The sequence below is a fragment of the Streptomyces typhae genome (genome assembly GCF_009755605.1).
In the GTDB taxonomy this organism is placed as follows: domain Bacteria; phylum Actinomycetota; class Actinomycetes; order Streptomycetales; family Streptomycetaceae; genus Streptomyces; species Streptomyces typhae.
Window position 1 is genome coordinate 66,160 of sequence record NZ_WPNZ01000011.1, and the last position, 15,923, is coordinate 82,082.

11 protein-coding genes are annotated in these 15,923 nt (G+C 71.9%); 7 read left to right on the forward strand and 4 right to left on the reverse strand.

The features are described 5' to 3' along the window. The first annotated feature begins 61 nt into the window (after window positions 1–61). Window positions 62–1,285, forward strand: coding sequence for a glycoside hydrolase family 64 protein (locus GPA10_RS20750; protein ID WP_343041156.1), 1,224 nt, complete (start codon window positions 62–64; stop codon window positions 1,283–1,285). Window positions 1,286–1,330: 45 nt separating this feature from the next. Here the strand turns inward: GPA10_RS20750 and GPA10_RS20755 are convergent, their stop codons facing one another. After that, a complete protein-coding gene (locus GPA10_RS20755; protein ID WP_157166817.1) occupies window positions 1,331–2,509 on the reverse strand; it encodes an acyltransferase family protein in 1,179 nt (392 codons plus the stop codon). 991 nt (window positions 2,510–3,500) lie between these two features. Then, the gene (locus GPA10_RS20760) at window positions 3,501–4,544 is read right to left on the reverse strand and encodes a LacI family DNA-binding transcriptional regulator (RefSeq protein WP_343041157.1); all 1,044 of its coding nucleotides are present in this window, start codon (window positions 4,542–4,544) and stop codon (window positions 3,501–3,503) included. Window positions 4,545–4,660: 116 nt separating this feature from the next. Between GPA10_RS20760 and lplAB the strand changes: the two genes are divergently transcribed. After that, on the forward strand, window positions 4,661–5,725 hold the full coding sequence (gene lplAB / locus GPA10_RS20765) for a lipoate-protein ligase LplAB (RefSeq protein WP_157166818.1): 1,065 nt from the start codon (window positions 4,661–4,663) through the stop codon (window positions 5,723–5,725). Window positions 5,726–5,861: 136 nt separating this feature from the next. Here the strand turns inward: lplAB and GPA10_RS20770 are convergent, their stop codons facing one another. Further along, window positions 5,862–6,965 (reverse strand): multicopper oxidase domain-containing protein, encoded by a 1,104-nt coding sequence (locus GPA10_RS20770; protein ID WP_246259505.1) that lies wholly within the window; start codon window positions 6,963–6,965, stop codon window positions 5,862–5,864. Window positions 6,966–7,209: 244 nt separating this feature from the next. Here GPA10_RS20770 and GPA10_RS20775 point away from each other — a divergent pair, with 244 nt between their 5' ends. Together GPA10_RS20775 and GPA10_RS20780 are read left to right on the forward strand one after the other, a co-directional pair. Further along, entirely contained in the window at window positions 7,210–9,747 is a 2,538-nt protein-coding gene (locus GPA10_RS20775) for a ThuA domain-containing protein (RefSeq protein WP_425505793.1), read from the forward strand. An 8-nt stretch (window positions 9,748–9,755) separates the two neighbouring features. After that, window positions 9,756–11,972, forward strand: coding sequence for an OmpL47-type beta-barrel domain-containing protein (locus GPA10_RS20780; RefSeq protein ID WP_246259507.1), 2,217 nt, complete (start codon window positions 9,756–9,758; stop codon window positions 11,970–11,972). A gap of 69 nt (window positions 11,973–12,041) precedes the next feature. Here the strand turns inward: GPA10_RS20780 and ligD are convergent, their stop codons facing one another. Then, entirely contained in the window at window positions 12,042–13,058 is a 1,017-nt protein-coding gene (gene ligD / locus GPA10_RS20785; RefSeq protein ID WP_157166819.1) for a non-homologous end-joining DNA ligase, read from the reverse strand. A 73-nt stretch (window positions 13,059–13,131) separates the two neighbouring features. Between ligD and GPA10_RS20790 the strand changes: the two genes are divergently transcribed. The 3 genes from GPA10_RS20790 to GPA10_RS20800 all read left to right on the forward strand — a co-directional run bounded on the left by GPA10_RS20790 (window position 13,132) and on the right by GPA10_RS20800 (window position 15,613). Beyond that, on the forward strand, window positions 13,132–14,205 hold the full coding sequence (locus tag GPA10_RS20790) for an ATP-dependent DNA ligase (RefSeq protein WP_157166820.1): 1,074 nt from the start codon (window positions 13,132–13,134) through the stop codon (window positions 14,203–14,205). Window positions 14,206–14,328: 123 nt separating this feature from the next. Beyond that, window positions 14,329–14,604: a twin-arginine translocation signal domain-containing protein gene (locus tag GPA10_RS20795; RefSeq protein WP_343041158.1), complete on the forward strand. Its 276-nt coding sequence runs from the start codon at window positions 14,329–14,331 to the stop codon at window positions 14,602–14,604. A 64-nt stretch (window positions 14,605–14,668) separates the two neighbouring features. Then, entirely contained in the window at window positions 14,669–15,613 is a 945-nt protein-coding gene (locus tag GPA10_RS20800) for a DUF3048 domain-containing protein (RefSeq protein ID WP_058851414.1), read from the forward strand. The last annotated feature ends 310 nt before the right edge of the window (window positions 15,614–15,923 follow it).

A 15,923-nucleotide genomic window follows, 5' to 3' on the forward strand; every position in this document is an offset into this window, starting at 1 on the left:
CGACGCACCACCGCGCACCCGGGCCGCACTCCCCCCACCTCGCAGCCAGGAGAGACATCTCGTGATATCGCGCAGAGTGTTCCTGACGTCGTCCGCCGCCGTCGCCGCGGGCGCCCTCACCCACCCCGCCTGGGGCAGCGCTCCCGGCCCCCAGGCGGCCGCCGCCCCCGCCACCTGCGAACTGGCCCTGGTGAACAAGTCGCTGCCGGGCCAGGTCCGCGCGTACGTCACCGGCCACGAGAACGGCACAGGGCGCTGGGTGCTGCTCAAGCCCGACGGCGGTGTCTACCGCCCCGAGTCGCCGTCGGCCCCGCAGACGCCGCTGCCGGTGGACTGCGCCATTCCGCTCGGGGCGGCGGGCTCCGCACCCAAGGTGCTCACACTCCCGCAGATGTACGGCGCCCGGGTGTACTTCGTCCGCGACGACAAGCTGGACTTCTTCCTCAACCCGGGCCCGGCCCTGGTCGAACCGGCCTTCGCCACCAAGGCGGACCCGAACTACGGCCGCAGGTGGTCGTTCTGCGAGTTCACCTTCAACAGTACCCAGCTGTTCGCGAACATCAGCTATGTCGACCTGGTGACCGCGCTGCCCATCGGCCTCACCCTGGCGGGCGACGCCGTGCACACCGTGGCACCGCTGCCGGGCGGGGCGGTCGAGAAGATCGCGGCCGACCTGGTGGCGCAGGCGGGCCGGGACGGGCAGCCCTGGGACAAGCTGGTGATCAGGGGCGACAGCGGGGTGCTGCGGGTGATCTCGCCGCAGAACCTCATGGCCCCCTACTTCGACCGCCCCGCCGAGATGCCCTTCCGCGACCTCTTCAAGAGCTACGTCGACCAGGTCTGGGACAAGTACCGCACGACCGACCTGCGGATCGACCTCCAGGGCGGCCGGGGCGTGCGCGTCGGCCGGGTCTCCGGCGACACCCTCACCTTCCAGGGCGGCCACACCTTCGCCAAGCCCTCGTCGAAGGACATCTTCACCTGCAACCACGGCCCGTTCACCAACAACCCGAACGACTCCGACGACAAGAAGGGCCTGCTGGCCCGGCTCGCCGCCGGCTTCAACCGCAGCATCATGCTGACCCACCCCTCCCAGCCGAACGGCACCTCGGCCGGGGACTACTACCGCGGCGTCACCAACCACTGGGCGCGCGTCGTGCACGCCAACTCGCCCATCGGGTACGCCTTCCCGTACGACGACGTACGTCCCGACGGCCAGCCGGACGTGTCGGGCGCGGCCCACGACGGCAACCCGCGCCGCTTCACGGTGACGGTGGGGTCGTAGACCGGCGCCCCGGCCCTCCTCGGGCCGGGGCGTGCTCCGTCGCGGCTAGTCCTTCGTGTCCGTCGCGCCCGCGAGGGGCGCGGGCACGGTGGCCGCGGGCGGCTCCTCCCGCGGGTTCCGCCACGGGCGCGCGACGCTGCCGAACCTGCGCACCAGCGGCGCCTCCACCCAACGGAACATGGCGTACGACACGGCGAGGCTCGCCGCCAGACACCCGAAGAGCGCGGCGAGCGCGGCGCCCGCCGACAGGTCCTGCACCAGCCACCGCTGCGCCGACATCAGGAACAGCGTGTGCACCAGGTAGAAGGCGAACGACAGCTCGCCGAGCCGCACCATCACCCGGCCGCGCATCGCCGAGCGGGTCCCGCGCACATCGGCCGTCGCGCCCGCCACGATCAGCGGCACCACCCAGAAGGCGGCCGTGCCGCCGAGGCTGTACAGGTACGGCACGTGCGCGTTGAGCACGAAGCCGCCCACCGCGAACAGCGCGGCCGGGACGAGGCCCACCCGTGGCACCGAGCCGCCGAGGACGAGGCGCGCCACGACGATGCCGAGCACGAACTCCGCCAGGCGGGTCAGCGGGAAGAAGTAGACGAGCCAGATCTGCTCGTACGCGAGGGCCTCGCCGGGCACGACGGGCACGCCGTCGACGGTGTGCTGGGCGACCAGGGCGACGGCCCAGGGAACGGCGAGCAGGACCGCGCCCGCCGCCCACAGGGCGCGCGTCGTGAGGCGCCGCACCAGGGGCAGCAGCAGCGGGAAGCTCAGGTAGAAGAACACCTCGCACGACAGCGACCAGGCCACCGGGTTCATCCCGGTCGGTACGAGGATCTCCGGCACCCAGGACTGGACGAGGAAGAGGCTGGTGAAGAACTTCTTCGCCTCGATCGGGTCGGAGGCGATCAGCATGATCACGGCGGCGGCCGCGAAGGCGACCAGATGGTTCGGATAGACCTTGACCAGGCGGCGCCGCCAGAAGCCGGGCACCGTGTCGCGCGGCCGTGCCGACCAGGTCAATATGAAGCCGCTCAGAATGAAGAAGAAGCTCACGCTCGGCGTGCCGGTGTCCTTGAAGATGTCGGCGAAGAAATCACCGGTGTCGCCCCGCAGGAAATTCATGCCCGAGGTCGCGTGGAAAGCGAATACGGGGAGCGCCGCGATGAATCGCATCCCGCTGAGGGACGGCAGTCTGGACAGTTGGGGACGTAAGACGTCGTTGCTCATGGGGAACCCTCCGCTTGCTTCCGAACCGCCGGCTTCCGAGCAGCCAAGTGGTGCATAGAGGCTGACGGTTGAGGTTCCCGGGCCGCAAGATTTCACTGGCCATGCACTGCTGCCGTGTACCGCCGACAGTACGGGCCCGAAAGGAAGCGGAGGATGTTTTCGTCACGCAAGCGACTTGAACAGCGAGTTCGCAAGCGGGTCGAAGGAGAATCCGGAATGCACCACGCCGGGAATAGGACGGCCGGCACGGCCACCGCGCGTGCGGGTGGACGCCTTCGGCGAGAGAAAGCGGCCGGACGGCTCCCGGTGCACGCGCGCCGACAGACGGACTCCCCGGGGCGAGCACGGCGGGCGCACCCGCGAGGGGCGAACGCCGCCGCGCGGGCTCCCGGCGGACGAACACCGCCAGGCAGGCCCCCGGCGCGCGCGGCGCCAGGCGGACTCCCGGCGGGCGCACTCCCGGCGGACGAACACCGCCACGCGGACCCCCGGCGGACGGACGGCGTCGGGCGGACTCGCGGCGGACGCACAGCGTCAGACGGACTCACGGCGGACAAGCCCGGTGGGCGGAACCTGGCGGGCGAACGCCGCCAAGCGGACTCGCGGCGGACGAACAGCGTCAGGCGGACCCCCGGCGCACGCACACCGTCAGACAGACTCACGGCGGACAAGCCCAGTGGGCGGAACCCGGCGGACGAACACCGCCACGCCGACCCCTGGCGCACACACACCGTCAGACGGACTCACGGCGCACGAACACCGCCCCGCCGACCCCCGGCGCACGCACACCCTCAGGCGGACTCACGGCGGACAAACCCAGTGGGCGGAACCCGGCGGACGAACACCGCCACGCCGACCCCCGGCGCACACACACCGTCAGACGGACTCACGGCGCACGAACACCGCCACGCCGACCCCCGGCGCACGCACACCCTCAGGCGGACTCACGGCGGACAAGCCCGGCGGGCGGCCCCCCGGCGGACGAACGCCGTCAGGCGGACTCCCGGCGGACGAGCGCGGTGGGCAGGACCACGCGGTCGGGCCCCGCCTCGCCCGCGCCCGCGGCCGCGTCCCGGACGCGGCCGTGCCCGCGGAGCAGCATCGCCGCCATCAGCCGCCCCATGCCCTCGATCTCCTGCCGTACCGTCGTCAGGGACGGCTCCGCCTGCTCCGCGACGGGCAGCATGTCGTCGAAGCCGACGACCGCCACGTCCTGCGGCACCCGCCGCCCCGCTTCGCGCAGCACGCGCAGGGCCCCGGACGCCGACACGTCGTTGGCGGCGAACACGGCGTCGACGTCGGGGCGGCGGTCGAGGAGCAGGCGCATGGCGCGCTCGCCCCCGGCCAGGGTGAAGTCGCCCTCGGCGACCAGTTCGGGTCCCGCGTCCGGCACCAGGTCCCGGTACCCGTCGAGGCGGTCGACGGCGGACGTCTGGTCGAGCGGCCCCGTGATGTGGGCGAGGCGTCGGCGGCCGAGTCCGACGAGGTGCCGTACGGCCTGGTGGGCACCGCCGCGGTTGTCGCAGTCCACGTACCGGACGCTGTCCGCGCCGCCCGCCCAGCCGGGGCGGCCGCCGAACACCGTGGGCACCCCGGCGCCGTGGATGATGCCGGGCAGCGGATCGTCCAGGTGCAGCGAGAAGACGAGCGCGCCGTCCACATGGCCGCCCGCGAGATAGCGTCCGACCCGCTCGTGGTCGTCCCTGCCCTCCATCAGGAGCAGCACGAGCTGCACGTCACGGGCCGTCAGTTCCTTGCTGATGCCGCGCAGTTGGAGGGCGAAGAAGGGGTCTCCGAAGACCCTGGTCTCGGGCTCGGCGATGACCACGGCGACGGCGTCGTGGCGCCGGGTGACGAGGCTGCGGGCGGCGCGGTTGGGAACGTAACCGAGTTCCTGCACGGCCCGCCGCACCTTCGCGGCGAGCGCCTCGCGCACCCCCGCCTCGCCGTTCACCACGCGGGAGACGGTCGCCCGCGACACTCCCGCCCGCGCGGCCACGGCCTCCAGCGTGGGACGCGATGCTGCCTCGGGCACCTCGGGACTCCTCGTCGACGGTTGCCGCACAGGATAGCCCCGGCCCGCGCCGCCCCGGCGTGCTCCCGGGGCGGCCGTGGGCGGCCCCGCACCCGGACACTCGGTACCTTTGCCTCATGCATGGTGAGTACAAGGTCCCCGGCGGCAAGCTCGTGGTCGTCGATCTGGACGTCGAGAACGCGACCCTGAAGAACGTCCGTGTGTCGGGCGACTTCTTCCTGGAACCCGACGAGGCCCTCCTCGCCATCGACCACGCCCTCGAAGGTGCCCCCGCCGACACGGACACGGCAGGCCTGACCTCCCGGATCGACGCCGCCCTGCCTGAGTCGGCCGTCCTGTTCGGCCTGACGACGGAGAGCGTGGCCGTCGCGGTGCGCCGCGCCCTGGCGCAGGCCGGCGACTGGAGCGACTACGACTGGCAGCTCATCCATGACGCGCCGCAGTCCCCGGCGCTGCACATGGCCCTGGACGAGGTGATCACCGCCGAGGTCGCGGCCGGGCGGCGCCCGCCGACGCTGCGTGTGTGGGAGTGGGACGCCCCCGCCGTGATCATCGGCAGCTTCCAGTCGCTGCGCAACGAGGTGGACGCCGAGGGCGTCGCCCGGCACGGCGTCACGGTCGTGCGGCGCATCTCCGGCGGCGGCGCCATGTTCGCCGAGCCGCGCAGCACCATCACCTACTCCCTGGCCGTGCCGGAGTCGCTCGTCTCCGGCCTGTCCTTCGCCGACAGCTACGCCTATCTGGACGACTGGGTCCTCGAAGCGCTCGGCGACATGGGCATCAAGGCCTGGTACCAGCCCCTGAACGACATCGCCACCGAGGTCGGCAAGGTCGCGGGGGCCGCGCAGAAGCGGATGGTCGGCCCGGACGGCGGTCCCGGCGCGGTCCTGCACCACGTGACGATGTCGTACGACATCGACGCCGACAAGATGCTGGAGGTGCTCCGCATCGGCAAGGAGAAGCTGTCCGACAAGGGCACCAAGAGTGCCAAGAAGCGCGTCGACCCGCTGCGCCGCCAGACCGGTCTGCCGCGCGAGACGGTCATCGAGCGGATGATCGACTCCTTCCGCTCCCGCTACGGCCTCGCCTCCGGCGGGGTCACCGCCGCGGAGCTGGCGCGCGCGGAGGAGTTGGTCCGAACGAAGTTCGGCGCGCCGGAGTGGACGGCACGGGTGCCGTAGCCCCGCCGCACCGCCAGACCGGCCTCGACGAGGGGCACTCGCAGCCTCCCGGCGTGCCGGGCCCACCGGGTCACCCCGCGTACCGGGCCCACCCGGTCAGGGGCGCTCGCACCCTCCCGGGACGGCCGGACCCCGGTCAGTGGTGCTCATGGCCCGAGCCCCCGTCGGCCGGTTCCGCCTCCGGCGGCTTCGCGGACTTCCCGCCGCCCTCACCGGCGGACTTCTCACCGGCCTCACCGGCGGACTTGTTCTCCGCCCCGCCGGCGGAGCTCTCCGCGCCCGCGTGCGGATGATGCGGCTCGTAGTCGGGAATGGTCCCGTCCGGCTTCTTCACCAGGAACAGGCCCACCATCCCCATGTCGGAGTGGCTCTGTACGTGGCAGTGGTACATCCACGCCCCCGCGCCGACGCCCTCGCCCGCGATCACCTGGAAGCCGAAGGAGTCCCCCGGCCCGGTGATCTTGTCGTCGAGGATCTGGCTCGGGTCGTCGGGCCCGGTCAGCAGGCCGGTGCGGTTGTCGGCCCAGCGGTGACCGTGGATGTGGAACGTGTGGTAGTACTCGCCGTGCGTGATCGACACGAACTCGACCCGGTCGCCGACCGTGGCCTCGAAGTCCGGGCCCGAGTGCGCGGGCCTGTTGTTGATGAGCATGTCGTTGAAGACGACGACGCAGGTCTGGTCGGGCAGGATGTCGCCCTCACGGCGCACGATCACCGCGCCGTAGAGGCCCTTGCGGACGCCGACCGTGCCGTGGTCGGTGCCCACGACGTGGTCGTGGTAGTGCCAGTACCCCGCGGTGCCGGGCCGCCAGGTGCCGTCCTTGCGGCGGCCCGGGGCGTGGGTGCGCCAGGTGTAGGTGCGCTTGCCGCCGGGCGCCACCTGGGACCTGGTGTGCTTCGTGCCGTCGCTGGAGATCTCGTAGTCCATGCCGTGCACGTGCAGGCTGACGTCGGCGTCGGTGGTGTTCTCGAACTCGACGTGCAGGGTGTCCCCTTCGTTGAGTTCGAGCAGCGGCCCGGGGACGGTGGCCTTCCCCTTCTCCAGGCCGTAGCCGAGCTGCCCGCCGGGAAGCTTCTCGGCGTACATCTTGATGCGCCGCACCTCACCGCCCGCGGGCGCCGTCCGTGGCGGCTTCTCGGCGGGAACAGCGTCCGGCGCCATGGCCGACAACGATGTCACCCCAGCTGCCGCCGCCGCGCCGCCGACCAGCATCCGCCGGTTGAAGCTCCGTCTGTCCATCCTGAACTCCCCACTGGGGTACGGGAACTGACCGTTCGTACGCAATCGGGCGGGACCGCCCGGGGCGTACGAGGCACCGGATCCGGCCACACGGTAGCGGCCGGGCCCTCGTTTATCCACAGGCAGGACAAAGTTCGTACGAAGTGCGGTCATACCTATTGGCGGGCCGCGAAAAGAGGTCTAGCTTCAGCGGCGCTGTTGCTGTGACCGCTGTTGCCGTGACCGACGAGGGGTGGGTGTACTCATGCGGCTCACACCGCTTCAACGACCCGTTGCATCCGGCGGGTTGGGCAGATCCAGACAGAGAGCCGGGCGGCGCGCCTGGGCCGCGGCCCTGCTCTCCGGCGCCGTCGTCACCGGCGTCCTGACGGGTCCGGGAGCCTCCGCACGCCCCTTCCCCGGACCACCGTCCGACGACTTCAAGACAACGATGTCGCGCGCTCTTCCGGCTCCGCCGGGGAGCGCGAACGTGCGGGTGCTCGTGTTCTACGGCTCGGCCGCGGACGGCGACGAGTCGCCGGTCGTGGACGCCGCCATCGCGGCCGTCGAGAAGATCGGCAGGTCCGGGCCGGCCGAGCAGCGCTTCACGGTGGCGGCCACCGACGACCCGGCGGTGTTCACCGACGCCAAGAAGCTCGGCAGGTTCAACGCCGTCACCTTCGTGACCGGTGGCGGCGACGTCCTGGACGCCGAGCAGGAGCTGGGCCTCGAGGCCTATATGGAGGCCGGGGGCGGCTTCCTCGGCCTGCACGACGCGGCCCGCGCGGAACCGTACTCCTCGTGGTTCACCGGTCTGATCGGCGCCCGCCCCAGGGACCCGGGTCCGACGGCGGTCCAGCGCGCCACCGTCGAGGTCGGCGACCGGCAGAGTCCCGCCACCAAGGACCTCCCCCTGGAGTGGAAGCGCCCCGACAAGTGGCTGAACTGGGAGAAGAATCCGTCGGGTGACGTGCACACCGTGGCCCGGGTGCGCGAGGCGACATACAAGCCGGGCGAGGGCGCGAACGGCTGGGACCACCCGGTGTCCTGGTGCCGCGACTACGACGGCGGCCGGTCCTTCTACACCGGCATGGGCGGCACGGCGGACGCCTACGACGAGACCGACTTCCGCGGCCATCTGCGCGGTGCCCTGCTGTGGACGACGCGGCTCGCCCGCGCCGACTGCAAGGCCACCATCAACGCCAACTACACGGCGGAGCGCCTGACCCAGCCCAACAAGCCGGGCCAGAACGACCAGATCGGCGAGCCGCACGGCCTGGTCACGGCGCCCGACGGCCGGGTCTTCCACATCGGCCGCGGCGGCGCCGACTCCTCCCAGCCCGTCGTCACCGACTGGAACAACCCCGACGTCGGCAAGGGCAGGGGCGAGATCCACGTCTACGACCCGAAGACCAAGAAGTCGACGCTCGCCGGGGCACTCACCGTCTTCGGCAACAAGGGCGGCGGCGGTGAGCTGATCAAGGTCGAGGAGGGCCTGCTCGGCATCGAGCTCGATCCGGGGTTCGAGCAGAACGGCTGGGTGTATCTCCACTACACGCCGCACGCGCGCATCAACCGCGACACGCACATGGCCGAGCGCCATGTCTCCCGGTTCACCTTCGACCAGGCCACGAACAAGCTGGTGATGGACAGCGAGAAGGTGCTGCTCAAGTGGCCGGTGCAGATTCACAGCTGCTGCCACTCCGGCGGCGGGATGTCCTGGGACTCCAAGGGCAACCTGTACATCGCCACGGGTGACAACAACTCGTCCGGGTTCAGCGACGGCTACTCCGGCAACAACCCCCAACCCCACTTCAAGGGCGTGTCCTTCGCCGACGCCCGCCGCACCGCGGGCAACACCAACAACCTCAACGGCAAGATCCTGCGCATCCACCCGGAGCCCGACGGCACGTACACGCTGCCCGAAGGCAACCTCTTCACCGGCGAGGAGCAGGACGAGGGCGGCGGCAAGACACGCGGCGAGATCTATGTGATGGGTGTGCGCAACCCGGCGCGCATCTTCGTCGACAAGAAGACCGACACCCTGTACGCGGGCTGGGTCGGCCCGGACGCCGGACAGGCGTCGACGACCTGGGGCCCGGCGAAGTACGACACCTTCGCGGCGATCACCCACGCCTCCAACCGCGGCTGGCCGTACTGCATGGGCAACAACCAGCCCTACCGCGACCGCAATCTCCCCGATCCGAGCAAGCCGCTCGGCTGGTACGACTGCGAGAACCTGCGCAACGAGTCGCCCCACAACGACGGCCTGGTGAAGATCCCGCCGGCCGAGCCCAACACCATCTGGTACTCGCCGCAGGGCGGCGGCGTCGACTACCCGCGGGACGCGAACGGCGTCCCCAGCTACAAGCCCGAGGAGGCCAAGCAGCTCCTGCCGTGGCTCAAGGGCGGCGGCCAGGCGACGATGAACGGCCCGGTCTACCGCTACGACGCGGCGAGCACGTCCGCCGGCAAGTGGCCCTCGTACTGGGACGGCAAGTGGTTCGTCGGTGACTTCTACGACGGCGACCAGCCCCGGCACGCGGTGCTCACCGACCCGAAGACGGTCGGCAAGGGCGGTCCGCCGGTGCACGCCGAGTCCCTCCGCAAGATCGTTCCGGTGGGCGACGACCACATCAAGAACCTCATGGACTGGAAGTTCGCGCCGGACGGCTCGCTGTACGTCCTCGACTACGGGCGCGGCTTCTTCACCTCGGACGCCAAGTCGGCGCTGTGGCGCGTGACGTACAAGGGCGGGGCCGCGACCCCGGCCGCGGGCGACCTGGCCAGGAAGGCGCAGTGATGAGACCCATGCGACCGATGAGACCCGCTCCCCCGCGGGCACGCCCGCGAGGACTGTGGCCCGCGCTGCTCGCGGCGCTGGCCCTGGTGCTCGGCCTGACCTCGGCGGCCACGGCCCGGCCCGACGGCCCGAGGACCGCGCGGCAGACCCTGACGTGGACGGCCGACAACGACATCGCCAAGTACAGGTCCGCGCCGACGACGGCGGTCGCGGGCAGCACGACGATCGTCTTCGAGAACAGCGAGGCGACCGGCAACACCACCGGCATGCCGCACACGCTGACGTTCGACGTCTCCGACCCCGAGTACAACAACGACGTCCCGCTGAACATCCTCGCCAACCCGGCCGACGACAAGGGCGGCAAGCACACGGCCGAGGTGACCCTTTCCCCGGGCCGCTACCGCTACTACTGCACCATTCCCGGCCACGGCTCGATGCAGGGCGTCCTGGTCGTGACCGAGGGCGGCGGCGAGGACACCACGGCCCCCGAGGCGAAGGCGGACGTCGAGGGCGCGACCAACTCCGGGGGCGCGTACGTCGGTTCGGCGAAGGTCTCCGTCACGGCGACCGACCAGGGCTCGGGCGTGGACAGAATTGAGTACGCGGTCGGAACGGACGGCGCGTGGCAGCCGTACACCGCGCCCGTGGTCGTCGACACCGTCGGCACGCACAGGATCCGCTACCGCGCCACCGACAAGGCGGGCAACGTGGCGGCGGAGAAGGCCGTCGACTTCGAGGTCGTGGCGCCGCCGACGGACGACCGCACGCCGCCGGAGACGTCGGCGACGGTCACCGGCGAGCAGAACGGCTCGGGCCAGTACCTGGGCATGGCGACGGTCACGGTGTCGGCGTCCGACGCGGGCTCCGGCCTGAACAAGGTCGAGTACGCGCTCGGCGACGGCGCGTGGACGGCGTACACCGCGCCCGTCATGGTGCACGCCGTGGGCGCCCACAAGGTGCGCTACCGGGCCACCGACAAGGCGGGCAACGCGGCGGCCGAGAAGACGGTCGAGTTCACCGTGGTGGACCCGCCCGTCGAGGACAGGACGCCGCCCGAGACGTCGGCGAAGGTCGAGGGCGACAAGAACGCGGACGGCGCCTACATCGGCCGCGCCAAGGTCACGGTGTCCGCGACCGACGCGGGCTCGGGCGTCGACAAGGTCGAGTACTCCTTGGACGGCGGCCCGTACGTGGCGTACACCGCGCCGGTGGTCGTCGACCGCGTCGGACGGCACACGGTGGCGTACCGGGCGAGCGACAGGGCGGGCAACACCGCGCCCGCGAAGTCGGTGGCGTTCACGGTCGACGAGGGCGGCGGGGTCCCGGGCCCCGACTGTCCGGAGTACGACGAACGCCTGACCGTCGTCGTCGGCACGGTCGACACGGGCATCCCGAACCGGGTCACCGACAACCGTTGCCGCATCGGCGAGTTGATCGAGGACGAGAAGGACTGGTCGTCGCACGCGCTGTTCCTCAAGCACGTGAAGACGGTCACGGACCGCCTGAAGAGGGCGGGCGAGATCGACAAGCGCGAGTACAACAAGATCAACAAGGCGGCGAAGGAGTCGGGCATCGGCAAGCCGGGCCAGACCGAGGGCTACCGCACCCTCTTCGACGGCACGCGGAAGACCTTCTCCAAGTGGCAGCACGTGGGCGGCGGTTCGTTCGGCCTGAACGCGGACGGCACGATGACCTCGGGCACCACGAAGGGCGGCCTCGGCATGCTGTGGTTCCCCGGGCGCAAGTACGGGGACTTCTCGCTGAAGCTCCAGTGGCGCGACGACGCCCCGTCGGACGGCAACGCCAACTCGGGTGTCTTCGTGCGCTTCCCGCAGGTCCACGGCCACCCGGAGGAGTCACGTCCGGAGTGGGTCGCCATCAAGTACGGCCACGAGATCCAGGTCCTCGACCGTCCTGACGGCGACATGTACAAGACCGGTTCGGTCTACGGCTTCGACCGCGTCGGGCTCGCGGGCGCGGGCGTGACCCCCAAGGGCACCTGGAACGACTACGAGATCCGGGTGGTCGACCAGCACTACTCGATCCACCGCAACGGGGTCATGGTCAACGAGTTCGACAACACCGGCGGCCGGGTCTTCGAGCCGCCGCGCGGCGACGACCCCGGCACGGACGGCCGCCGCTTCGCGTCCGGGTACGTCGGCCTCCAGGTCCACGGCACGACGGACGTGGTGTCGTACCGGGACATCCGCATCAAGGAGCTGTAGGCGCCTGTCGTCCGTGGGTGACGGGAGCGGAGCCGTAGGCGCCTGTCGTCCGGGGTGACGGGAGCGGGTTCAGTCGTCGTGCCTGGCACGGCTCGGCTGGACCCGCTTCGGCTCTCCGGGCATCTTCGGGTACTCGGGCGGATAGGGCAGATCACCGTGCCCGTGGTCGCGCTCGTCGCGGTCCGCCTGCTCCAGGACGGCGTCCAGCGTGAAGGCGTGCTCGTCCATGTCCCGGTGCACGTCGCCGAGCCGGGCGAACCGCTCGGGCATGGTGGCGACGTCGAAGTCACGGGGTACGGCGTCGTCGAGTTCGTCCCAGGTCAGGGGCGCGGAGACGGGGGCGTGCGGGCGGGCGCGGACGGAGTAGGCCGAGGCGATGGTGCGGTCGCGGGCGGTCTGGTTGTAGTCGACGAAGATCCGCTCACCGCGCTCCTCCTTCCACCAGGCGGTCGTCACCGCGTCCGGCATCCGCCGCTCAAGGGCCCGGCCGCAGGTGATCGCGGCCCTGCGCACCTCGGTGAACGTCCAGCGCGGCTCGATCGGCACGAAGACGTGGATGCCGCGCCCGCCGGACGTCTTCGGCCATCCGCGAAGACCGAACCCGTCGAGCAGGTCCCGCAGCTCGTGGGCGGCGCGGACGGCGTCGGCGTAGTCCGTGCCGGGCTGCGGATCGAGGTCGAGCCGCAGCTCGTCGGGGTGGTCGAGGTCGCCGCGCCGCACCGGCCACGGATGGAAGGTGAGCGTGCCGTACTGGGCGGCCCACACCACGGCGGCGACCTCGGTGGGGCACATCTCGTCGGCGGTGCGGCCGCTGGGGAAGGCGATGGTGGCGGTCGGGGTCCAGTCGGGCAGGTTCTTCGGCGCCCGCTTCTGGTAGAAGTGCTCGCCCTCGATGCCCTCGGGGTACCGCTCCAGGGTGGTGGGCCGGTCGCGCAGCGCCCGCAGGATGCCCCCGCCGACGGCGATGAAGTACTCGGCGACGTCCCGCTTGGTGAGGCCGCGCTCGGGGAACAGCACGCGGTCGGGGCTGGAGAGCCGCACCGTCCGCTCGCCCGCCGTCAGCTGGACCGCCGCACCCACACCCATGCGGCCACGGTAGACGCGTACGACAAATGCCGCATATCAGGCAATCACGACGGGCCCGCCGGAGAATCGGACCATGGATCTCCCGGTGACGCCGCCCGTGAAGCCCATGCTCGCCAAGTCCGTGGCGCGCATCCCGCCCGGCATGCAGTACGAGGCGAAGTGGGACGGTTTCCGCGCGATCGTCTTCAGGGACGGCGCCGACATCGAGCTGGGCAGCCGCAGCGGCAAGTCGCTGACCAGGTACTTTCCCGAGCTGGTGGCGGCGCTGCGGGAGCGGCTGCCGAAGCGGTGCGTGCTGGACGGCGAGATCGTGATCGCGCGCGGGGGGCGGCTCGACTTCGACGCCCTGACCGAGCGCATCCATCCGGCGGCGTCCCGGGTGCGGACGCTCGCCGAACGCACCCCGGCCTCCTTCGTCGCGTTCGACCTGCTCGCCCTCTTCGACGAGCCGCTCCTCGACGTCCCCCTGAGCGACCGGCGGCGGCTCCTGACCGGCGCTCTTCAGGGTGTGGACGCGCCCGTGCACCTGGCGCCCGCCACGCTGGACCGGGACGTGGCCGAGCAGTGGTTCGAGGAGTTCGAGGGCGCCGGGCTCGACGGGGTGATCGCCAAGCCGCTCGACCTCCCCTACCGGCCGAACGAGCGCCTCATGTACAAGATCAAGCACGAGCGCACGGCCGACTGCGTGGTCGCGGGCTTCCGCTTCCACAAGAGCGGTCCGGTGGTGGGCTCGCTGCTGCTCGGCCTGTACGCCGACGCGGGCGCGTTGCAGCACGTCGGGGTGTGCGCCGCGTTCTCCATGAAGCGGCGGGCCGAGCTGGTGACGGAGCTCGAACCGCTGCGCATGGCGGACCCGTCGGCCCACCCGTGGGCCGCGTGGACGGACGAGGCGGCGCACGCGGAGGCCCGGCTGCCCGGGGCGGTGAGCCGGTGGACCGGCAAGAAGGACCTCTCCTGGGTGCCGCTGCGGCCCGAGCGGGTGTGCGAGGTCGCGTACGACCACATGGAGAACGGGGCGCGCTTCCGGCACACGGCGCAGTTCCGCCGGTGGCGGACGGACCGGGTGCCTGAGTCGTGTACGTACGCCCAGCTGGAGGAACCGGCGAGTTACGACTTGGGGGCGGTGTTCGGGTCGCCCCCCGCGTGAGGGACGGGCACCCACCCGCGGACGAGAACGAGCCAACGGACAGCGCACCACTTCCGACTCCCCGAAGCTCCCCATAGGCTCCGCCCCCGACACCCGAGTTACCACAGGTAAGGGGGAGAGCCCGTGGGGCACAGGCACACGGCAGGAAGCACCCGCAGAGCCTTCGTGGGGCGCACGGCGGCAGCCGGCGGCGCGGCCGCGCTGGGCCTGGGAGCACTCCCGGCACCGGCGACGGCCGCCGTCCGGGCGCCGCGGACCGAGCGGACGGTCGCCGTGCTCGGCGGCGGCGTGGCCGGGCTGACCGCCGCCCACGAGCTGGCGGTCCGCGGTTTCACGGTCAAGCGCCACGACCGCGTCCGGTACCGCCTCGGCCTGCCCAACGCCCTCGATCTGGGGTGAGACGCCGGGGTGAGATGTTCCCGATCGTGACTGCCGCGCGGCCAGTACGGGGTAAAGCCCTCGCATGACACCGCGAAGACGACAGTGGCGCGCGGCGGCGGCGGTGGCGCTGCTCGCCGCCCTGGCCCCGGCCTGCACGCTCCAGGACCGGACGGGGGCGGGCCGTGACGAGAAGCGGGCGGACGGCGGCGCCGAGGGCCGCGTGCTCGCCGTGAAGATCGACAATGTGGTTCCCGCACGCCCGCAGACCGGCCTCGACGCGGCGGACGTCGTGTACGCCGAGCAGGTCGAGGCCGGTCTGAGCCGTCTGATGGCGGTGTACGCGCGCCGGCTGCCGCCGGTCGTGGGGCCGGTGCGCAGCGCCCGCGAGACGGACCTGGAACTCCTGCGCCAGTTCGACCGCCCGGCGCTCGCGTTCTCCGGTGCGCAGCACAAGCTGCTGCCGCTGATCGGCAGGTCACCGGTGCGCGCGCTGCCGGCCGAGGGGAAGGCCGAGAAGGCGTACTACCGCAGCGACGACCGGCCCGCCCCGCACAACCTCTATCTGCGGCCCGCCGCGCTCGGGGTGCGGCCCGAGCCGAGCGGCCTGAAGAGCACCGGTTTCACGTTCGGCCCGCCCCCGGAAGGCGGCACCCCGAGGACGCGGCACACGGTCGCCTTCCCGTCGGCCCGCTTCACCTTCAGCTGGGTCGAGTACGAGGGCCGCTGGCACATCGCGATGGACGGCGACACGGCGCGCACCCCGCAGGGCAAGGCGCTGACGGCCGGGACGGTGGTGGTGCAGCGCGTCACCGTCAGGGACTCCCGCTACCACGACCGTTCCGGCAACCCCTCCCCGTTCACCCGCACGGTGGGCTCGGGCACGGCCCAGGTGCTGCGGGAGGGCCGGTCCTACGAAGCACGCTGGGAACGCAGGACCTCCGGCGGCGGCACCCGGTTCAGCACGCCCGAGGGCAAGCCGCTGGCGTTCGCGCCGGGGCCGGTGTGGGTGGTGTTCACGGAGGAGTGAGGGGTGCGGGCGCCGCGCCGGGAGTGGTGGTGAGAGCCCGTCCGGCGACTGAGGACGAGGCCGCAGGCGGATCGACGCGAGCCCGTCCGGCGATGGAGGACGAGACGGCAGGCGGATCGACGCGAGCCCGTCCGGCGATGGAGGACGAGATCGCAGGCCGATCGACGCGAGCCCGGACGCCGTCCACGGTGCCCCCCGGCCCCGGGACCCCGTCAACGACTCAGCGCGCCCCGTACACCGGCTGCGGCGCGGGGGGCCCCAAGAGCCCGCCCCTTGCCCCCCCCGCCCCCCCCGGGGCCCCCGGCCTGCC